This is a genomic window from Blastococcus sp. SYSU D00820 (assembly GCF_054050695.1).
In genome coordinates this window covers 63,260-83,152 of sequence record NZ_JBJGZW010000001.1, presented here as the reverse complement: position 1 = coordinate 83,152, position 19,893 = coordinate 63,260, and the positions used below count along the sequence as shown (strand labels likewise).

Below are 19,893 nucleotides of genomic sequence, written 5' to 3'. Positions count from 1 at the left end.
CCGCCGTCGAGCCTAGCCACTGGCGGGGGCACCCCCGGGACGGCGCGAGCGGTGCCGGTCACGCCGTCGCCACGCCAGCCCCACCCGCCGCCTGTGGTCCCTCGCCGGCGGGAGCCTCGGAGTCCGGCGGCGGAGGTGCGGTCGTCCCCGGCTGCGTGGTGACCGTCGGCGTGGTCGGGGTCGTCGGGGTGGTCGACGGCGCCGTCGGGGTGGTCGGCGTCGGGGCCGCCGACGTCGGCGGGTTGCTCGTGGTGGTCGGCGCCTGCGTGGTGGGGACGTCGTCCCCGCCCCCGCCGTCGTCGTCGCCGCCGCCGGTGTCCTCGTCCTCCGCCGGCGCGTCGTCGGGGCTGTAGGCCTCGGCGGCGACGGCGAGGGTGACCTCGGTGGCCGGGGCCAGCGGTCCCCGGGCCGGCGTCACCGCGGCCACCTGCCCGGCGGCCAGCGCCACCCCGGCGGCGGCCAGCTGGTCGGCGGTGGCGTCGACCGTGCGCACCTGCAGGCCCAGGCCGCGCAGCTCCTCGGCGACGGCCTCGGCGTCCTGCCCGATGTACCGGGCACCGTCGAAGGGCACCAGCGACTCGCCGGCCGGCGCGCTGGACGACGACGACGCGGTGGTGCGCCCGGCGTCGGTACCCGCCCCGCCGTCGTCCCCGCGGAGCAGGAACCAGGCGCCGCCGGCCAGCAGCAGGAGCAGCACCAGCCCGGCGGCCAGCCAGGCCCAGCGGCGGTTGCCGCCGCGGGACCGGTCGGGCTCGTCGTCCCAGCGGTCGGCGCCGGCCGGAGGGCCCTGCACCGGCGGCATGGTGCGCGGGCCGGTGCGCGGCGCGGCGACCGCGCCGGTGGCCGCCGCCGGGGCGGCGTCGAGCACGCGGGTGCTGGGCTCGTCCTCGGGCATGGCGACCACCTGCGTGGCGGTGCCGGTGGGCACGGGCGCCGGGGCCGGCGCGGGGCTGCCGCCGGCGGCGACCGAGCGGATCGCGGCGGCGAACGCGCCGCCGTCGGGGAACCGGTCGTCGGGGTCCTTGGCCAGCGCCCGCTCCAGCAGCAGCCGGACGGCGGGCGGCACGTTGGCCGGCAGCGGGGGCGGCTGCCGGTTGATGTGCGCCAGCGCGATGGCGACCTGCGACGTGCCGTCGAACGGGCGGCTGCCGGTCAGGCACTCGTAGCCCACGACGCCGAGGCTGTAGACGTCGGAGGCGGCGGTGACGTCGAAGCCCTGCGCCTGCTCGGGGGAGAGGTACTGGGCGGTGCCGACGACCATCCCGGTGCGGGTCAGCGGTGTGGCGTCGCGGGCGCGGGCGATGCCGAAGTCGGTCAGCTTGACCACGCCGTCCGGGCGGACGATGAGGTTGCCCGGCTTGATGTCGCGGTGCACGACGCCGGCCGCGTGCGCCGCCGACAGCCCGTCGGCGGACTGGCCGAGCACGTGCAGCGTCCAGTCGACGGGCAGCCGGCCCTGCTCGTGCAGGATCGTGACCAGCGGCTTGCCCTCGACCAGCTCCATGACCAGGAACGCCAGGCGCTGGCCGGTGACCGCGTCGTCGGTCTCGCCGTAGTCGTAGACCGAGGCGATGTTGGGGTGCGACAGCGCGGCGGTGTGCCGGGCCTCGTTGCGGAACCGGGCCAGGAAGCTCGGGTCGCCGGTGAACTCGCTGCGCAGCACCTTGGCCGCGACCTCGCGGTCGAGGACGCGGTCGCGGGCGCGCCAGACCTCGCCCATGCCGCCAGTGGCGATCGGGGCGGTGATCTCGTATCGGCCCGACAGCAGGGTGCCGGTGGAGAGCGCCATCAGCCGCCCTGCCCCTCGAGGTAGGCCTGCATCACCTGACGGGCGATCGGTGCGGACACGTCGCCCCCGGTACCCCCGCCGTTGGCCACGAAGACCGCGACGGCGATCTGCGGGTCGTCGGCGGGGGCGAACCCGACGAACCAGTTGTGGTCGGGCACGCCCTCGGCGACCTGGGCGGTGCCGGTCTTGCCGGCGACGTCGATGCCGGGGATGCGGGCCGCGCGGCCGCTGCCCTCGTCGACGACGCTGACCATCATCTCGGTCAGCTGCCCGGCGACCTCGGGGGTCACCGGCTCGGAGAACACCTCCGGGTCGGTCTGCTCGAGGACGGTGAGGTCCGGTGCCCGCAACTGGTCGACCAGGTAGGGCTGCATGAGCGTGCCGTCGTTGGCCACCGCGGCGGCGACCATGCAGGCCTGCAGCGGGGTCATGCGCACGTCGCGTTGGCCGATCGAGCTCTGGCCGAGGGCGGCGTCGCTCTCGATGTCACCGACGCTGCTGCCGGCGACGGTGAGCGGGATCTCCATCCCCTCGCCGGTCATGCCGAACGCCTCGGCCATGTCGCGGACGGCGTCCTCGCCGAGGTCGATGCCGAGCTGGGCGAAGGCGGTGTTGCAGGAGATGGTCAGCGCGTCGATCAGCGTCTGCTCCCCGCTGCTGCTGCACGCCGAGCCGCCGAAGTTCTCCAGGGTGGTGGAGGTGTTGGGGAGGGTCAGCACGTCGGGCGCGGGGACGACCGAGTCGGGCGTGTACCCGTCGGAGAGCGCGGCTGCCGAGACGATCACCTTGAACACCGATCCGGGCGGGTAGTTGTCGCTGATCGCGCGGTTCAGCCGCGGGTCGCGGTCCATGGCGTCGAGCTGGGCGGCGTAGTCGCGGATCGCCGCCGGATCGTGCGTCGACAGCAGGTTCGGGTCGTAGGTCGGCGTGCTGGCCATGCCGAGGATCGCCCCGGTGGAGGGGTCCATGGCGACGACGGCACCGGTGACGCCGTCCAGGGCGGCCATCGCGGCCTCCTGCACCCCGGCGTCCAGGGTGAGGACGACGTCCCCGCCGGCCGGGTCGCGACCGGTGAACAGGTCGGCCAGCCGGCGCACGAACAGCCGCGCGTCCGAGCCGGCCAGGATCTCGTTCTCGGCCCGCTCGATCGCGGTGTTGCCGTAGACCAGCGAGTACGAGCCGGTCACCGGCGCGTACACCGGGCCCTGCGGGTACTGCCGCAGGTAGGTGAGGTCGTCGTCGGTCTCGACCGACAGGGCGACGGCGTCACCGCCCACGACGATCGACCCGCGCTCGCGGTCGTACTCCTCGGCGAGCACGCGGGTGTTGCCCGGGTCCTCGCGCAGCTCGTCGGAGCGGACGACCTGGATGTAGTTGACGTTGACGATCAGCAGCGTGAAGAGCACGAGCACGCTGATCGCCACCCGGCGCAGGGGGGCGTTCACGGTCGGACCACCTCGGTGGGAGCGTCCCCGATGGGCGTCCGCGGCGGCACCACCGGCGTCGCCGGCCGGCGGGCCGCGTCGCTGATCCGCACGAGGATCGCCACGAGGGCGAAGTTGGCCACCAGCGAGGAGCCGCCGTAGGCGACGAACGGGGTGGTGAGGCCGGTCAGGGGGAGCAGGCCGGTGACGCCGCCGAGGACGACGAACACCTGCCAGGCGATGGCGAAGGCCAGGCCGGCGGCGAGCAGCTTGCCGAACGCGTCGCGGACGATCAGCGACGTGCGCAGCCCGCGCTCGACCAGCACCAGGTAGACGACGATCACCGCGACCAGGCCGAACAGGCCCAGCTCCTCGCCGATGGCCGCGGCGATGAAGTCGCTCTTGGCCACCGGCACCTTGTCGGGGCGGCCGCCGCCGAGACCGGCGCCGAAGAGCCCGCCGGTGCCGAGCCCGAACAGCGACTGGACCAGCTGGTAGCCGCCCTCGTCCCGGTAGGCGAAGGGGTCCAGCCAGGTGTCGACGCGGACCCGGACGTGGCCGAAGACCTGGTAGGCCAGGAACGCCCCGGCGGCGAACAGGCCGACGCCGATGAGCAGCCAGCTGGCCCGCTCGGTGGCGATGTAGAGCATCACGATGAAGATGCCGAACAGCAGCAGCGAGCTGCCCAGGTCGCGCTCGAAGACCAGGACGAGGATCGACAGCATCCAGGCGACCAGCACCGGGCCCAGGTCGCGGCCGCGGGGCAGCTCCAGCCCCATCACCCGCCGGCTGGCCAGCGCCAGGACGTCGCGCTTGTCCACCAGGTAGGCGGCGAAGAAGATGATCAGGCAGATCTTGGCGAACTCACCGGGCTGGATGCTGAACCCGGCCACCCGGATCCAGATCTTGGCGCCGTAGACCTCCGAGATCGACGCGGGCAGCACCGCCGGCAGGGCGAGCAGCACCAGGCCGACCAGGGCGAGGGTGTAGGCGAACCGGGACAGCAGCCGGTGGTCGCGGATGACGGCGAGCACGGCGACGAACAGGACGACGCCGAGCGTGGCCCACACCAGCTGGACCGGCGCGTCCTCGCGGGTGGCGGCGTCGACCTGCTCACCGGCGAGGTCCAGCCGGTGGATCATCGTCAGCCCCAGGCCGGACAGCAGCGCGACCGCGGGCAGCAGCAGCGGATCGGCGTAGGGCGCGAGCTTGCGGACCACCAGGTGCATCACCACCCACAGGGCGGTGAACCAGCCGCCGAAGGTGCCCAGCTCCGCGCGCAGGGACCCGGTGACGGTCAGGTCGACGATGCACTGGGCGGCGAGGGTGATGACGACGGCGAACCCCAGCAGCGCCAGCTCGGTGCCCCGCCGGGTGGGGGGCGCCGCGCCCGCGCCGGCCGCCGGGGCGTCGGTCGGCGGGCCGGGCCTCACTCCGCCTCCCGGCAGTCGCCTCCCGGCCGGCCCGTCTTCTCCGGCTGCGCCGACGTCGAGGCGGTCGTCTCCGCGGGGGCCGTCTCCGTGGCGGTCGTGGCGCTGCCGTCGCCGGGCACCGGCTGCTCCCCGCCGGGGAGCGGCACGCCCGCGGTGGTGCCGGGCGCCGTCGTCGCCGGCTCGTCGGCCGGGTCGCGGGTCTCCTCCTCCGCGCAGACCGGCGGCAGCTCGTCGCGCAGCATCTCGACCTTCTGGTCGGCCGCGGCGCGGTCGTCGACGGCGATGCCGTCGGCCACCTGCCCCTCGAAGTAGCCGGGCAGCTCGGACGCGGGGATGCCGGTGGTCTCCTCGAGCCGGTAGAGGTCCACGCCCAGGGCCGAGACGTCCAGCCCGCGGAAGACCGCGACCTCGCCGGAGGACTCGTCGACGCCGACGAACCAGTGGTTGAACACCCACACGTAGGCGCCGATGGCCGCGGCGGCCAGCACCAGCACGGTGGCCAGCGCGATGAACCAGCGCTTGCGGCGCCGGCGCGGCGGGGGAGCGGCGGCCATGGGCACCGCGGGCGGGGGCGCCGCCGGGGCCGGATCGGCCAGGGCGGCCCGGCCGGCGGCGGAGCTGGGGTCGACCTGGCGCTGGCCGACGTTGTCACCGGCGGCGCCGTCGACGACCGGTTCCATCGAGGTACCGCCGCCGCCGTCCTCGACGACGTCGGCGACGATCACGGTGATGTTGTCCGGGCCGCCGCTGCGCAGCGCCAGCTCGACCAGCCGGTCGGCGCAGGAGTGCGGATCGGGGTCGCGCAGCGTCTCGGCGATCGTCTCCTCGCTCACGACGCCGGACAGGCCGTCGGAGCACAGCAGGTAGCGGTCGCCGGCGCGGGCCTCGCGCATCGACAGGTCGGGGTCGACGTCCTGGCCGTTGAGCGCGCGCAGCAGGAGCGAGCGCTGCGGGTGGTGGTTGGCCTCCTCCTGCGTGATCCGGCCGTCGTCGATCAGCGTCTGGACGAACGTGTCGTCGTGCGTGATCTGGCTGAGCTGGCCGTCGCGGAGCAGGTAGGCGCGGGAGTCGCCGACGTGGCAGAGGGCCAGCCGGCCGCCGGCGAAGAGGACGGCGGTGAGCGTCGTGCCCATGCCCTCGAGCTGGGGGGACTCGCGGATCACCTCGCGCAGGTGCTCGCTGCCGTCGAAGACCGCGTCGCGCAGCGCCTGCAGCATGTCGCCGGAGGGCGCGTCGTCGTCCAGGTGCTCGAGGGCGGCGATGACCACCTTGCTGGCGACGTCGCCGGCGGCGTGCCCGCCCATGCCGTCGGCGACGGCGAGCAGCCGGGGACCGGCGTAGACGGAGTCCTGGTTGTTTCCACGGACCAGACCGCGGTCGGACCGGGCGGCGTAGCGCAGAGCGAGGCTCACGAGCGCAGCTCCAGGGCGGTCTGGCCGATGCGGATCGGCTGGCCGGGGGCCACGAGCAGGGGGCCCTGCACGCGCTGCTGGTCGAGGTAGGTGCCGTTGGTGGAGCCGAGGTCCTCGACGTACCACTGGCCGCCGCGGTTGGTCAGCCGGGCGTGCCGGGAGCTGGCGAAGTCGTCGGTGAGGACGAGCGTGGAGTCGTCGGCGCGGCCGATGAGGATCGGCTGGTCGCCGAGGTTGATCTTCGTGCCGGTCAGCGGCCCGGCGGTGACCACCAGGGTGCGCGGGCCCTTGCGCTTGCCGGCGGGGGTGGCCCGCGGCGGCACCGAGGCGACCCGGCCGGCGCGGCCGCCGAACAGGTCGGCCCGGACCACGCGGAACGCGGCGAAGATGAACAGCCAGAGCAGCAGCAGGAAGCCGAAGCGGAAGACCTGCAGCACGATCTCGGCGGTCACCGGGGAACCTCGCTCACGCGCCGTCCTGCCGGTACACCAGCACGGAGTGACCGATCCGGATGACGTCGCCGTCGGCGAGCACCTGCCGGGTGATCCGGCGCCCGTTGACCAGCGTGCCGTTGGTGGAGCCGAGGTCCTCGCAGACGGCCTGCCCGCCGTCGAGGACGACGTCGACGTGCTTGCGGCTGACGCCGGTGTCGGGCAGCCGGATGTCGGCGTCGGTGCCGCGGCCGATCACGTTGCGGCCGGTGGTGAGCTCGTGCCGGGTGCCCGGGCCGTCGACGACGAGCACGTGGGTGACGCCGGGGCGGGAGCCGGCCCGCCCGACCACCGAGGGGCTCTGCCGGCCGGTGTCGGTGGCCACCCGCCCGCGCAGCGGGGGCAGCGGCGGCATCGCGGCGCCGCCGGTGGGCGGCGGCGCGGCCGGCAGGACGTCGGAGCGGGGGGCGGGCCGGGCCGGGTCGGCCACGTGCGAGCCGACCTCGAAGACGCCGGTGCGCAGCGAGTCGTCGCGCTCCAGGCGCACCTGCACCTCGCCGAAGACCTGGTAGCCCTCGGAGGCGATGTGCTCGGAGACCATGTCGGCGAGCTCGGCGGCCAGCTGCTCGGACCACTCGGCGAGGTTGTCGAAGTCGACCGGGCCCAGCCGCACGTCGTAGACGTTGGGCGCCAGGACCCGCCCCTCACCCAGCACCGAGCGCTGCTCGTCGGCCTCGCGGGTCAGCGCCTTGGCGATCTCGGCGGGGTGCACCTTGCCCTTGAACAGCCGGGCGAAGGCCAGCCCGACCATGCCCTCGAGGCGCCGCTCGAAGCGCTGCAGCACACCCACAGTCGCTCCCTCGCCCTCGCGTCGCCGTCCTCGCTGCCACCGATGATCGTAGCCGGGCGCCGGGCCCGCGACCGGCCAGGAACGCACGACGCCCCGGACGACTCCGGCCCCCGCGGGGGCGCGCGACCCCCGGTCCGACCCCCCGCCCGGGCCCGCCGCCGGCGGCTGCTAGTGTCTTCCCTCGCCAGGGCAAGTGGCGGAATGGCAGACGCGCACGGTTCAGGTCCGTGTGTCCGAGAGGACGTGGGGGTTCAACTCCCCCCTTGCCCACAACGACGACAGCGGCCCCCGGGACATCCCGGGGGCCGCTGTCGTTCCCGACGGGTCCTGCGTCAGTGCGGCGCGGGGGATGTTCGGGCGTCGGCGAGGAGGGCGTCCCGCACGGCCGCGGGCGCGGCGGGACGGCCGAACAGGTAGCCCTGGACCCGGTCGCAGGCCATGCCCTGCAGCGCCTCCGACTGGGCGCACGTCTCCACGCCCTCGGCCACGACGCGGAGGCCGAGGCCGTGGGCGAGGCCGATGATCCCGGCCACGAGCGGCGACGAGGGCGTGGCCTCGGCGAGCTGCGACGTGAAGGACCGGTCGATCTTGAGCTCGGTGACCGGCAGGCGCTGGAGCTGGGCCAGCGAGGAGTAGCCGGTCCCGAAGTCGTCCACGGAGATGCCCACACCCAGGGCCCGGAGGCGCTCCAGGTGGCCGTGGCGGGTGGCGACCTCGGTGAGCACCTGGCTCTCGGTCACCTCGAGGATCAGCGAGCGCGCGGGCAGCCCGGTCCCGGCGAGGACGCGGAGCACGGATCCGGCGAAGTCGGGATCGGTGAGCTGGACGGCGGAGACGTTGACGGCCACCTCGACGTCCAGCCCGTCCGCGTGCCAGGCCGCGACGATCCGGCACGCTTCCCGCAGGACGTGGTCGCCGATGGCCCGGATGCGGCCGCTGGCCTCGGCGATGGGGACGAACGCGTCGGGTGGGACGGACCCGAGGACGGGGTGCTGCCAGCGCGCGAGCGCCTCGACGGCGACGACGCGGCCGGCGGCGAGGTCCACCTGCGGCTGCAGGTGGACCTCGATCTCCCCGCGCTCGACCGCGCCGTGCAGGTCGGTCTCCAGACGCAGGTGCTCGCGTGCCCGCTGCTCGCGCGGTGCACCGGAACCGGGCGTGCGGCGGCGCATGTCCTCCTCGGCGCGCTCGAGCAGGTCCTGTGCCAGGTCGCGGACGTCGCCGTCGGACAGGTGCCCGGACGACTCGGTCACGGCCACGCCGATGGCCAGGTCGACGAACACCTCGTCGTGCCCCGTCCGCACCGGGGCCACCAGGGACCGGTGGATGCGGTCGGCCACCTCCCGGACGCCGGACTCCGGCGTGCCGGGGAGCAGCACGGCGAACTCGTCGCCGCTGAACCGGGCGACGGTGTCGTGGTCCCGGACCGCCGACCGCAGCCGGCGGGCGACCTCCGCGAGCACCTCGTCGCCGGCGCCGTGCCCGAGGCTGTCGTTGACGCGCTTGAGCCGGCGGACGTCGCAGAAGAGCAGGGCGGTGCTCGCCCCCGGGCGATCGGGTCGGCCCAGGGCGGTCCGCAGCCTCGAGTCGAGGAGCACCCGGTTCGGCAGGCCGGTGAGCGGGTCGTGCGCGGCCCGGCGCCGGATCTCGTCGAGCAGATGGGTGTTGTCCAGGGCGACCCCGGCCAGGCCGGCCAGTCCCCACATCCGCTCGGTGATCCCCTCGCCGAGCGAGGCCGGCGGCCTGCTGTGCGCCCAGTAGGCGAGGACGATCCCCACGAGCCGGTCGTCGACCGTGATCGGCACCCCGCCCATCGCGGTCACGTCGAAGTCGGTCAGGACCGCGTCCGCCCACGGCGAGCTCGACCGGTCGACCAGCATCGGGGCGCCCACGGCGATCAGCTCGCACAGCTCGGGGCTGTCCGCCGTGCTCGTGACGAAGCCGGCCGCCCGTTCGGCCAGGTCCGGCGGCCATCCGCTGAGGCCGGCGATCCAGACGGACTCGGTCTCCGCATCCCACAGGGCGACGGCGGCGCGATCGGCGCCGCAGAGGCTGGGCACGGCGTCGGCGACGGTCTGGGCGATCTGCTGGGCCTCCCGGCGCCCGGTGAGCGACCGCGCGACGCTGAGCAGCAGGCGTGCGGTCTCCTCCTGCTCGCGTGCCTCGGCCAGGGACGCCGTCATCTCGATGGCCACTGCCGCATGCCGGGCGTACGCGGTGAGCAGCTCGACGTCGCCGGGGAAGGGCTCCTGGCCGGGCCAGCCGACGACGGCGAGGACGCCGTAGTCCCGCGTCGCGGACGTGACCGGGACGGCGAGGACGGAGGTGCCCCCGACCTGCCGGCAGCCGACCTCGAGCCGCCGCTCCCCGAGCGCGGCCAGCACCGAGGAGCCCAGGCCACGGGAGCGCACGTGCCGCTTCCCGTGGGGCAGCCGGACGTCGAGCACGTAGCCGGGGGCGTGCACGGCGCGGTCCGCGCGTGCGGCGACGCGGTCGAGGGTGTCCTCGAGCGAGTCTCCGCTGAGCAGGTCGGTGGCCGCTGCCTGCAGGTCGTGCAGCCGCTCCTCCGCATCAGCGACGGGCGCGTGGTCCGTTCGCCGGGGCGTCGGGCGGCTCCGGCCGCGGCGGCGCCACCGGGAGGTCGCGTGCGGCTCCTGCCACGTGACCGTGTACTCGCACTGGGGGGCGCCGTCGACCTGGCAGGTCCAGTGCTCGACGACCGCCTGCGGGAGCCCGAACAGCACCGGAGCCTCGCGGAGCATCCCGATGTTGTAGTCGCAGTCCACCCGACCGGGGGAGTGCGGCGGCAGCACCCGCCAGCTCAGCCGTGCCGACCCGTCGTCGGCGGACTCGCAGCGGAAGACCGTGCAGGTGTCCAGCCGGGTCGCGATCCGCGAGATCTGACGGAGCAGGCCCGCCGGCGTCCCGAACGTCACCAGTACGCGCCGCAGCGTCGTCACCGCGGGGTCGGACATGGCCGCCTCGCCGAGTGCCAGCCCGATCCGCGGGTTCCCGAGCTCCTCGGCCGCTGCCTCGAACAGGCGCAGCTTCTCCGAATACGACACCCGGCCCCGGATGCCCTGCAGCAGCGTCCGCCGGTCGGCCAGTCCTGCCCGGTCGAGCACCCGCTCGACCGCTCCCTCGGTGCCGCGCGCGGCGACGACGCGCAGCAGCAGCCGCGTGGTCACCGTGGAGGTCCCCGCCAGTGCTGTCGCGTCGTCCACGGTGCCTCCCGTCCTGTCCGGCCCGGCGCCGACGTCCGGCCCGGGGATCCGCCTTCCCGCCAGGTATCGGCCGATCGCGTCTCGGCTTGAGGCCTCGCATGCCTCTCTCCTCCGCAAGGGTGCTGTGGTCCCGTCCGGACGTCCGTCGGTCGCCGTCCTGGCGGTCACGGGAACGGCACGGGCGGGGTCTGCGTGGGTGCCGACCGCGCGACCCGCGTCGACGAGCCCGTCGGCGACCTGGAGCCGTTCCGGATCGCCGGGACGGAGTCATGTCGACACGGCAGGAACGGGTCATCGAACGATCTGCACGGATCGTGCAGGACACGTCGAAATAGTGAACGCAAACGGCCGGATCCGTCCTAATTTCCCGTCCGTCGCCGATACGCCACTCGACGACCTGTACGTCGGTCCATCCCGGCGCGACGGATCCCGTCCCAGCCGTGCATCACCCGCTCACTGGAGAACTCCCATGACCGCACCCGCCCTGCCCGCCCGGCACCGTCGGGCGCGCTGGTTCGCCGACCGTCCGATCGGCGTCAAGATCGGCGCCGCGCTCGCCGTCCTGGCGATCGTCGCGTCCGCCCTCACCGTCCTGGCCGTCCAGCGGATCGGCACCCTGGCCGACGCCGGCGACACCCTCTACGAGGACTCGATCGTCCCGCTCAACAAGCTGGGCGAGGCGCAGCGGACCTTCCAGGGTTCGCGTGCCCGCTACATCCTCTACGGGCTCTCCCCCGAGACGCGGGCCAGCCTGGAGCCGGAGCTGGCGGAGCGGCGGGAGACGTTCGACCAGCAGTGGGAGGCCTATGTCGCGACGCTGAACGACCCGGCTGACGCGGCCGGACTGCAGGACGCGATCGACACCTACTACGGAGTGGTCGAGACCCAGCTGGTCCCCGCGACCCGGACCGGTGACATCCGGAACGCGCTGGCCGTCGCGAACGGCACCCTGGCCGAGGCCGGTCGTCAGCTCTCCGACGCCTTCGGCGCCGAGCAGGAGCGGCAGGCCGCCGACGCCCGGGCGGACGCCGCCGCGGGACAGGACCTCGCCACGACGGCGCGCTACACCCTGTGGACGGCGCTCGCCCTCGGGATCGCCGTCGCCGCGCTGATCGGCGTGCTCGTCGTCCGGCAGATCGTGCGCACCGTCCGCTCGGTGCAGGGCTCCGTGGATGCTCTCGCCAAGGGTGACCTGACGGTCAGCCCCGAGGTGCGCTCGGCCGACGAGCTCGGCCGGATGGCCGCCTCGCTCGCCACGGCCCAGACGAGCCTGCGGTCGGTCCTCGGGACGGTGGCCGCGTCCGCCGACGCGGTGGCCGCGTCGTCGGAGGAGCTGTCGGCGTCGTCGGCGCAGATCTCGGCGTCGGCGGAGGAGACCTCGGCGCAGTCGGGTGTCGTGTCCTCGGCGGCCGAGGAGGTCAGCCGGAACGTGCAGACGGTGGCGGCCGGTGCCGAGCAGATGGGTGCGTCGATCCGGGAGATCGCGAGCAACGCCGCGGAGGCGTCGGAGGTGGCCGCGCGCGCCGTCACGGCGGCGGAGACGACGACGGCGACGGTGGCGAAGCTGGGTGAGTCGTCGGCGGAGATCGGCAACGTGGTGAAGGTGATCACCAGCATCGCGGAGCAGACGAACCTGCTGGCGCTGAACGCCACGATCGAGGCGGCCCGGGCCGGTGAGGCCGGGAAGGGCTTCGCGGTGGTGGCCAACGAGGTCAAGGAGCTGGCGCAGGAGACGGCCAAGGCGACCGAGGACATCGCGCGGCGGGTGCAGGCGATCCAGGCCGACACCGGGGACGCCGTCACGGCGATCGGGGAGATCTCGCAGATCGTCGCGCAGATCTCCGACCGCCAGACCACCATCGCCAGCGCGGTGGAGGAGCAGACGGCGACCACCAACGAGATGTCGCGGTCGGTCCAGGAGGCCGCTCAGGGGTCGGGTCAGATCGCGGAGAACATCACCGGCGTCTCGACCGCGGCGGACTCCACGACCCAGGCGCTCACCCAGACCCGCACGGCGGTCGACGAGCTCTCCCGCATGGCCGCCGACCTGCGGACCACGGTCGGCCGCTTCACCTACTGACCACGGCGCTCCCCGCGGCCGACCGGACCGGCCGCGGGGAGGGCCCGGCAGCGCCGGCTGCCGGGCCCTCGTCGTTCCGCCACCCGCTCCGGCCGCGCGGCTTCACGCACGGGCCACCCGCGGCTCGCGTCGTCGTCACCGGGCCGCCGTGCGGCGCCGGGAGCGTGCCGGCCATGCGCGTCATCGGCCACCGCGGCACACCCCTCCACCCGGCGTTCCCCGAGAACACCGTCGCCGCCCTCACCGCGGCCCTCGATGCCGGGGCGGACGGCGTCGAGGTCGACGTCCGCACCACCGCCGACGGCGTCCTGGTGCTCTCCCACGACGCGGACCTCGGCCGCGTCCTCGCCACCGGCGCCGGCGCCGGCCCCGTGGTCGCGGCGACGTCCTGGGCGGAGCTGCGCGCCGTTCCGCTGCCCGGCGGCACCGCCGTGCCCAGCCTGGTGCAGGTGCTCGACCTGGCCGCCGCTGCCGGGGCGATGGTGCTCACCCAGGTCAAGCCGGAGATCGGCGGCCCCGAGGCACGGCGGACCGCCGGACTGCTCGCCGCGCTGCTCACCGACCGGCGCCGCCGGCTGCCGGGTGCCGACCGGGTCGTCACCACCTCGTTCGACCTGGACACCGCGGCGGCGCTCGCCGGGTGCGGCACCGTCTCCGGTGCCCTCATCGTGGCGCCCTCGGTCGACCCCGACCTCGCCGCGCTGCGCGCCCGCGCCCGGGGGCTGACCGACGTGCACCTGCATCTCGCGCACGTGCGGGCCGACCCGGCGGTCGTCGCGCGGGTGCGGGCCCGGGGCCTGCTCGTGGGGGTGGGGGTCGTCAACGACCCGGCCGAGGCCGAGGAGGTGGCCGCCCTCGGCGCCGACCTGCTGTGCACCGACGACCCCGCCGGGCTGCTGCGCACCCGCGCGAGCCGGCCGGCGGCCGTCGTGGCCGGCTGACGCGGCGGCCGGCCCCCTCCCGCCCGGCGTATCCCCTCCGGGCCCTCTCTCGTTCCTGCCTGCGAACCGCCCCCGGACCTGGTCGCGCCGGGGCCGGACGGAGACAGGGAGGTCCCCGTGGCGCGTCGGCGCATGCCCCCGCAGGACAGCCTCTGGCTGGAGCTGGACCGGCCGGAGCACCTGATGACGATCACCTCGGTGCTGTGGACCGAGGAGCCGGTCGACCCCGACCGGCTGCGCGAGGTGGTCGCGGAGCGGCTGGTCGGCCGGTTCCCGGTGTTCTCGCAGCGACCGGTGCTGCACGGCGGCGTGGTGCGGACGGCGTCCTGGGAGGACGACCCGGACTTCGACCTCGACCGGCACGTCGTCGTCCGGGACGTGCCGGCGCCCGGCGACCGGGCGGCGCTGCAGGCGTACGTGGCGGCGCTGCGCGGCGAGCCGATCGACCGCGCGCACCCGCTGTGGACCATCCACCTGCTGCAGGGCTACCGCGGCGGCAGCGCCGTGGTGCAGCGCTACCACCACGCCATGGCCGACGGCGTCCGGCTCGTGCAGGTGATGCTCGGCATCCTCGAGCCGGTCGCGGAGGACACCGGGCTGGCCGCCACCGTGGGCCGCAGCGGGCCCGGCCGCGCCGGGCTGGACCCGGTCGGCGCGCTCACCGGGCTGGCCCGCCGGCTGGGTGCCGGGCCGCTCGTGGACGCCGCGGCCTCGGTCACCGGCCTCCTGCCGCGCGGCCTGCGGCCGGAGAAGGTGGCCGGCGCCGGTGCCGACGCCGGGCTCGCCGCGCTGAACACCGCCGGCAGCCTCACCAAGCTCGCGCTGTGGACCAATCCGGAGAACGCCCTGGCGACCGCCCCGCCGGGCACCGGGAAGACGGCGGCCTGGGGTGAGCCGGTGCCGCTGCGGGTGCTGCAGGACCTCGCCCGCGCCTCGGGCGGCACGGTCAACGACGTCTGCCTGACGCTGGTCGCCGGCGCGGTGCACCGCTACCTGGCCGACCATCCCACCCCCGGCAAGCGGTGGGACGTCGCCGACCGCGACCAGGACCTCGCCTGGATGGTGCCGGTCAACCTCGAGCCGGCCGGCGCCGAGCCGCCGCCGGAGCTGGGCAACCACTTCGCGCTGGTGCTCGCCGTCCTCCCGCACGGGCCGGCCGGCTTTCCCGCGCGGCTGCGCGAGGTGCGCCGGCGGGTGCTGCGCATCCGCAACTCCTGGGAGCCGGTGATCACCGCCGGACTGGCCGGGGTGCTGGCGCGCAGCCCGTCACCGGTCGGGCCGGCGGCGACCGAGCTGCTCGCCGACAAGGCGGTCGGGGTGCTCACCAACGTGCCCGGCCCGCGCGGCCGCATGGCCCTGGCCGGGGCGACGGTGGCCGGGGTGGTCGGCTGGGCGCCGTGCAGCGGCCGGCAGGCGGTCACCGCGTGCGTCTTCAGCTACGCGGGGGAGGTCACCGTGGGCTTCGGCACCGACCGCGGCGTCGTCCCGGATCCGGAGCGGCTGGTCGAGGCCTTCGACGCCGAGCTCGCCGGCGCGCTGGAGTCGGTGCCGGCGGCGTCCCGGCCGGAGCGGGTGGCCGCGACGCGCTGACCGGGCTCAGCCGCCGGTGCCCGACCCCAGCTCGCGGCGGCCGTCCCGCCGGTCGGCGGTGAGCGTCTGCGCCAGCAGCACCGCCCCCCACGGGCCGACCACCCACACCGGCCACGGGTAGAGCAGGTCGCCCGAGCCGATCGAGGTGGCCAGCCAGATGGTGACCACGATCAAAGAGGTGGTCAGCCAGCTCGCCCAGGCCGCGCGCAGCGACGAGCCACCGGCCCAGCCGCCCCAGCCCCAGGCGTGCATGCCCATGCCCCAGGCCCCCCACGGCTGGCAGGCGCCCTGCGCCGGCTCCGTGCGCGGCTCGGGTGCCGCCACGCCGGTGGCGCGGGGTGCCGGGAGGTCGGCGACCAGGTCGTCGAGCTCCCCGTAGGTCCTGGCGGCGTAGGCGGCGGCCAGCCGCTCCTCGTACTCGGCCACGGTCAGCCGCCCGGCGGCCATGTGCTCCCCGAGCACGGTGGCCATGGCGGCGCGGTCGGAGTCGGCGGCGCGCAGGTGCGGGGCGGGCATGCGCCCAGTCTGGTCCGCCGGCGAGCGGCCGCACCACTGACGGACGTCACGGGTTCCACGTGGAACCCGGCGTGCCGGGTCAGCCGGCGGCGGGCACCGGCCCGGCCGCCAGGTGCCGGCCGATCACCATCCGCTGGATCTGGTTGGTGCCCTCGAAGATCTGCATGACCTTGGCCTCGCGCATGTACCGCTCGGCCGGGTGGTCGCGGGTGTAGCCGGCTCCGCCGAGCACCTGGACGGCGTCGGTGGTGACCTTCATGGCCGCGTCGGTGGCCACCAGCTTGGCGATGCTGGCCTGGCGGGCGTAGGGCTTGCCGGCGTCCTTGCGCCGCGCCGCGACCAGGTACGTGGCGCGGGCGGACTCGACGGCCGCGGCCATGTCGGCCAGTAGGAAGGCCACGCCCTGGTGGTCGACGATCCGCTTGCCGAAGGCCTCGCGCTCCCGGGCGTAGGCGACGGCGACGTCGAGGGCGGACTGCGCCAGGCCGACGGCGACCGCGCTGACGCCGAGCCGGCCGGAGTCGAGCGCGGCCAGGGCGATCGCCAGCCCGCGGCCCCGCTCGCCGACCAGCCGGTCGGCCGGCACCGGGACGTCGTCCAGCCGGATGGCCGCCGTGGTCGAGCCGGTCAGCCCCATCTTCTGCTCGGGCGGCGCGGCGCCGAACCCGGGCAGGTCGGGGGTGAGGTGGAAGCAGCTGATGCCCTTGGGGCCGTCGTCCGGCGTCCGGAGGAACGTCGAGTAGAAGTCGGCGTGCCCGCCGTGGGTGACCCACGCCTTCTCCCCGCCGGCCAGCCAGCCCTCGCTCGTGGCCCGGGCGCTCGCGCGCATGGCGGCGGGGTCGGAGCCGGCGTGGGCCTCGGACAGGCAGTAGGCGCCCAGCAGGGAGCCGCCGACCATGTCCGGCAGCAGGTCCCGGCGCTGGGCCTCGCTGCCGAACCGGTCGACCGGGAAGCAGGCCAGCGTGTGCACGCTGACGCCGAGCGCGACGCTCGCCCAGCGGGCCGCCAGCTCCTCGACGACCTGCAGGTACACCGCGTACGGCTGACCGCCGCCCCCGACGTCCTCTCCGAAGGGCAGGCCGAGCAGCCCCGCCTCGCCGAGCAGCCGGAACACCTCGCGCGGAAAGCGCTCCTCGCGCTCGTGGGCGGCCGCCTTCGGCGCCAGCTCGGCGTCGGCGATCTCGCGGGTGAGGGCGATGAGGTCCTCGGCCTCGCGGGTGGGCAGCTCGCGGTCGACGGGCACGGGGACCTCCGGATCGGCAGTACCCCGGACGGTACCGCAGTACTGTTCGCGGTCCTGGGGGAAGCTGTCGGCCGGTCGAGTCCGGAGGAGGTGGCGTGACCGGGTCCACGCGCGCGGCGTCGCTGTCCGCCGAGCCCGCCGAGCGGCGGCTGACGCCCCGCCAGGCCGAGCTGCTCGACCAGCTCGAGGAGCTGTTCCTCCGCGCGGGCTTCGCGCAGTGGACGCTCGAGGACCTCGCCGCCTACCTGCACTGCTCCAAGAGCACGCTCTACGCCCTCGCCGAGAGCAAGGAGCAGCTCGCCGTCCGGGTGGTGCGGCACTTCTTCCGCAAGGCCACCGCCCGGGTCGAGGAGTGGACGGCCACCGAGCAGGACCCGGCCCGCCGGGTGACGGCCTACCTCGACGCCGTCGCCCGCGCGCTGGCCCCCGCCGGTCCGGCGTTCTACCGGGACCTCGACGACTTCGCCCCGGGCCGGGCGGTCTACGAGCGCAACACCGCGCTGGCCGCCGACCGGGTGCGGCAGCTGGTCGACGAGGGCGTGGCCGAGGGCCGCTTCCGCCGGGTGCACCCGGAGCTGGTCGCCGACACCGTCACCACGCTGATGTTCCGGATCGTGCGCGGCGACACCGCCCGGGCCACCGGGCTCAGCGACGCCGCCGCCTACCGGGAGCTGGCCGCGCTGCTGCTGCACGGGGTGAGCCGGTGACCGTCACGATCACCCCGGCGGCCTGGGACGACGAGGACGTCCGGACGCTCACCGCCGCCCAGCAGGCCGAGCTGCGGGCCCGGTACGACGGCGACGGCGAGCCCGGCACCCCGCCGTCCGCGGCCGACGTCGCCGTGGTCCTCGTCGCCCGCGACCCCGACGGGCGGGCGCTCGGCTGCGGCGCGCTGCGCGGCCTGGCCGACGGCGTCGCGGAGGTCAAGCGGATGTATGTCGTCCCGGAGGCCCGGGGCCGCGGGATCTCCAAGGCGGTGCTCGGCGGGCTGGAGGCCGCGGCGCGCGAGCGCGGGTGGACGACGCTGCGGCTGGAGACCGGCCCGCGCCAGCCCGAGGCGATCGCGCTGTACGAGGGCGCCGGCTACCGGCCGATCGGCGCGTTCGGCCGGTACGCGGACGATCCGGACGCCGGCTGCTCGCTGTACTACGAGCGGGTGCTCGGCCCCGCCTGATGCCACCGGGCGCAGGCGGGCGTGAACCCGATCCGGCGGTGCGGACATGGAGGGGTGTGACGAGCCCACCGCCCGCGCCCGCCCTGTCGTCGGGGCCGCCCGCGGACCCGCCCCGGCTGACCGCCCTCCCCGACCGCCTCCCCTCCGACGCCGAGCTGGTGGCGCGGTCGCTCGAGGACCCCGAGCAGTTCGCGACGCTCTTCGACCGGCACGCCGACGCGGTGCACCGCTACCTCGGCCGCCGGATCGGGGAGCTCGCCGACGACCTGCTCAGCGAGACGTTCCTGGTGGCCTTCCGCCGCCGCGCCGAGTACCGGCCGGAGCGGCTGGACCTGCGCCCGTGGCTGCTGGGCATCGCCACAAACCTGGTGCACGGCGCCGCGCGCGCCGAGCGGCGCCGGTACCGGGCGCTGGCCCGGGCGGCGGGCGAGGCACAGCACCCCGGGGGCGATCCCGCCGACGACGCCGGGCGGCTCGACGCGCAGGCGCTGCGCGGTCCGCTGGCCGCGGCGCTGGCCGGGCTCGAGGAGCGCGACCGCGACGTCCTGCTGCTGTTCGCCTGGGGGCAGCTCGGCTACGAGGAGATCGCCGCCGTCCTCGACGTGCCCGTCGGCACCGTCCGCTCCCGCCTGCACCGCGCCCGCCGGCGGACCCGCGCCGCGCTCGGCCCGCTCGTCCCCGACGACTCCCCGGAGGACCCCCGATGAACGAGGTCACCCTGCTCCGCGAGGCCGGTCCCGACGGGCCGGCCCTGACCCCCGCCGCCCGCGCGGCCGCCCGCGCCGCGCTGCTCGAGGAGATCGGGACGTCGCGCGCGTCCCGCCGCCGGCCGCCGCGCCGGCGGCCGGCGCTGCGGATCGGGACGGCGGTGGTGGCCGTCGCCGCGGCCTGGACGGCGGCGGTCCTCGTCTCCGGCCCGGATGCTCCCGCGCCGCCGCGCCCGGGCGCCGGGGCCGACGGCGTCGCGCTGGTCGACTTCGCGCTGCCGCTGGCCCCGCTCGCCCTGCCGGAGCCACCGCCGGGGACCACCGGCCCCGTCTTCGGCGCCGACGCCACCGGCGCGACCGTGCTGCAGTACGCCGGCAGCGGGGGCTCCCCCGACCGGCTGGCCGTCCACGCGAGCGGTTCGGCCACGCCGCTGGCGGAGGGGCTGCCCGAGGGCTCGGTGGTCGAGGGAACCGCCACGGTCGCCGGCCGGCCGGCCCGGGTGGTGGTCATGAACCCCGAGGTCGACGACGCCCGCACCGTCTACCTGGAGTGGGAGCGCACTCCGGGGCAGTGGGTGCTGCTGGTCGGGTCGGGGCGGTACGCGGACGTGGGCGTCCTCACCGACCTCGGCGGCCGGCTGGTCGACAGCCCGCAGGCGATTCCCGTGCAGCTGCACCTCGCGCCGGCCGGCTGGGTGCTGGACTTCCTCAAGGACGACGGCCGCGTCGTCCGGCTCGCCGACCCCGGGGACCCCGAGCGCGGGATGACCGTCTCGCTGCTCGCGGAGGCGGCCCCGGCCGACCGGGTGCTCGAGCTGGTGCCGGGCGCGGTGGGGCCGGTCGAGGAGGTGGTCGTGCAGGGGCAGCCGGCCTCGCTGCTGCACGTGTCCGGAGGCGGCGACCAGCGGGACTGGTACCTGCAGGCTTGGTTGCCCGACGGGACGGCTTTCGCCGTCCAGGCCCCCGGTGACCTCACCCCGGAGCAGGTCGTGCAGCTCGCCGACGGGGTGAGCCGGGGGGCCTGAGGCCGATCGGTAGCCCGGCGACCTCGTGCTCTGCCCCCTCCTGCGGGCAGAGCA

The 19,893-nt window shown here is 75.7% G+C and carries 16 protein-coding genes and 1 tRNA gene; 8 read left to right on the top strand and 9 right to left on the bottom strand.

Annotated elements, in window-relative coordinates; genetic code table 11:
* Positions 1-58: 58 nt before the first annotated feature.
* Genes ACI79R_RS00375 through ACI79R_RS00350 form a run of 6 tightly spaced genes read right to left on the bottom strand, consistent with a single transcriptional unit; the run spans position 59 to position 7,339 of the window.
* Positions 59-1,789 carry a serine/threonine-protein kinase gene (locus ACI79R_RS00375; RefSeq protein ID WP_456571586.1) on the bottom strand — a complete coding sequence of 577 codons (1,731 nt, stop codon included), beginning with the start codon at positions 1,787-1,789 and terminating at the stop codon, positions 59-61.
* Positions 1,789-3,234 carry a peptidoglycan D,D-transpeptidase FtsI family protein gene (locus ACI79R_RS00370; RefSeq protein WP_456571585.1) on the bottom strand — a complete coding sequence of 482 codons (1,446 nt, stop codon included), beginning with the start codon at positions 3,232-3,234 and terminating at the stop codon, positions 1,789-1,791. The genes ACI79R_RS00375 and ACI79R_RS00370 overlap by 1 nt, the downstream gene beginning before the upstream one ends.
* Positions 3,231-4,646, bottom strand: a complete 1,416-nt coding sequence (locus ACI79R_RS00365; RefSeq protein WP_456571584.1) for an FtsW/RodA/SpoVE family cell cycle protein — start codon at positions 4,644-4,646, stop codon at positions 3,231-3,233. The genes ACI79R_RS00370 and ACI79R_RS00365 overlap by 4 nt, the downstream gene beginning before the upstream one ends.
* The gene (locus ACI79R_RS00360) at positions 4,643-6,058 is read right to left on the bottom strand and encodes a PP2C family protein-serine/threonine phosphatase (protein WP_456571583.1); all 1,416 of its coding nucleotides are present in this window, start codon (positions 6,056-6,058) and stop codon (positions 4,643-4,645) included. Before ACI79R_RS00360 ends, ACI79R_RS00365 begins: the two co-directional genes overlap by 4 nt.
* Entirely contained in the window at positions 6,055-6,510 is a 456-nt protein-coding gene (locus ACI79R_RS00355) for an FHA domain-containing protein FhaB/FipA (RefSeq protein WP_456571582.1), read from the bottom strand. The genes ACI79R_RS00360 and ACI79R_RS00355 overlap by 4 nt, the downstream gene beginning before the upstream one ends.
* A 13-nt stretch (positions 6,511-6,523) precedes the next feature.
* Positions 6,524-7,339, bottom strand: a complete 816-nt coding sequence (locus ACI79R_RS00350) for an FhaA domain-containing protein (protein ID WP_456571581.1) — start codon at positions 7,337-7,339, stop codon at positions 6,524-6,526.
* A 187-nt stretch (positions 7,340-7,526) separates the two neighbouring features.
* On the opposite strand from ACI79R_RS00350, the gene ACI79R_RS00345 reads away from it, so the two are divergent.
* Positions 7,527-7,609, top strand: a tRNA-Leu gene (locus ACI79R_RS00345).
* Between the two features lie 62 nt (positions 7,610-7,671).
* Here the strand turns inward: ACI79R_RS00345 and ACI79R_RS00340 are convergent.
* A complete protein-coding gene (locus ACI79R_RS00340; protein ID WP_456571580.1) occupies positions 7,672-10,563 on the bottom strand; it encodes a putative bifunctional diguanylate cyclase/phosphodiesterase in 2,892 nt (963 codons plus the stop codon).
* Positions 10,564-11,032: 469 nt separating this feature from the next.
* Between ACI79R_RS00340 and ACI79R_RS00335 the strand changes: the two genes are divergently transcribed.
* From ACI79R_RS00335 to ACI79R_RS00325, 3 genes are all read left to right on the top strand, one after another.
* Positions 11,033-12,643, top strand: a complete 1,611-nt coding sequence (locus ACI79R_RS00335) for a methyl-accepting chemotaxis protein (protein ID WP_456571579.1) — start codon at positions 11,033-11,035, stop codon at positions 12,641-12,643.
* A gap of 173 nt (positions 12,644-12,816) precedes the next feature.
* Positions 12,817-13,584, top strand: coding sequence for a glycerophosphodiester phosphodiesterase (locus tag ACI79R_RS00330; protein ID WP_456571578.1), 768 nt, complete (start codon positions 12,817-12,819; stop codon positions 13,582-13,584).
* A gap of 132 nt (positions 13,585-13,716) precedes the next feature.
* Complete coding sequence (locus ACI79R_RS00325) at positions 13,717-15,174, top strand: wax ester/triacylglycerol synthase domain-containing protein (protein WP_456571577.1); 1,458 nt, start codon at positions 13,717-13,719, stop codon at positions 15,172-15,174.
* A gap of 6 nt (positions 15,175-15,180) precedes the next feature.
* On the opposite strand, the gene ACI79R_RS00320 is transcribed toward ACI79R_RS00325, so the two are convergent.
* Together ACI79R_RS00320 and ACI79R_RS00315 are read right to left on the bottom strand one after the other, a co-directional pair.
* A complete protein-coding gene (locus ACI79R_RS00320; protein ID WP_456571576.1) occupies positions 15,181-15,690 on the bottom strand; it encodes a DUF1707 SHOCT-like domain-containing protein in 510 nt (169 codons plus the stop codon).
* 79 nt (positions 15,691-15,769) lie between these two features.
* Entirely contained in the window at positions 15,770-16,933 is a 1,164-nt protein-coding gene (locus ACI79R_RS00315; protein WP_456571575.1) for an acyl-CoA dehydrogenase family protein, read from the bottom strand.
* 95 nt (positions 16,934-17,028) lie between these two features.
* Here ACI79R_RS00315 and ACI79R_RS00310 point away from each other — a divergent pair, with 95 nt between their 5' ends.
* From ACI79R_RS00310 to ACI79R_RS00295, 4 genes are read left to right on the top strand one after another with little or no spacing between them, the layout of a single operon-like run.
* Positions 17,029-17,640, top strand: a complete 612-nt coding sequence (locus ACI79R_RS00310; RefSeq protein WP_456571574.1) for a TetR/AcrR family transcriptional regulator — start codon at positions 17,029-17,031, stop codon at positions 17,638-17,640.
* Complete coding sequence (locus ACI79R_RS00305) at positions 17,637-18,107, top strand: GNAT family N-acetyltransferase (RefSeq protein WP_456571573.1); 471 nt, start codon at positions 17,637-17,639, stop codon at positions 18,105-18,107. Before ACI79R_RS00310 ends, ACI79R_RS00305 begins: the two co-directional genes overlap by 4 nt.
* A gap of 56 nt (positions 18,108-18,163) precedes the next feature.
* Entirely contained in the window at positions 18,164-18,814 is a 651-nt protein-coding gene (locus ACI79R_RS00300; protein ID WP_456571572.1) for an RNA polymerase sigma factor, read from the top strand.
* Positions 18,811-19,839 (top strand): hypothetical protein, encoded by a 1,029-nt coding sequence (locus ACI79R_RS00295; protein ID WP_456571571.1) that lies wholly within the window; start codon positions 18,811-18,813, stop codon positions 19,837-19,839. Before ACI79R_RS00300 ends, ACI79R_RS00295 begins: the two co-directional genes overlap by 4 nt.
* Positions 19,840-19,893 lie beyond the last annotated feature (54 nt).

Coding starts and splice junctions, on each gene's coding strand:
- ACI79R_RS00335 (WP_456571579.1), top strand. CDS start 11,033: ATGACCGCACCCGCCCTGCCCGCCCGGCACCGTCGGGCGCGCTGGTTC.
- ACI79R_RS00295 (WP_456571571.1), top strand. CDS start 18,811: ATGAACGAGGTCACCCTGCTCCGCGAGGCCGGTCCCGACGGGCCGGCC.
- ACI79R_RS00325 (WP_456571577.1), top strand. CDS start 13,717: ATGCCCCCGCAGGACAGCCTCTGGCTGGAGCTGGACCGGCCGGAGCAC.
- ACI79R_RS00375 (WP_456571586.1), bottom strand. CDS start 1,789: ATGGCGCTCTCCACCGGCACCCTGCTGTCGGGCCGATACGAGATCACC.
- ACI79R_RS00320 (WP_456571576.1), bottom strand. CDS start 15,690: ATGCCCGCCCCGCACCTGCGCGCCGCCGACTCCGACCGCGCCGCCATG.
- ACI79R_RS00330 (WP_456571578.1), top strand. CDS start 12,817: ATGCGCGTCATCGGCCACCGCGGCACACCCCTCCACCCGGCGTTCCCC.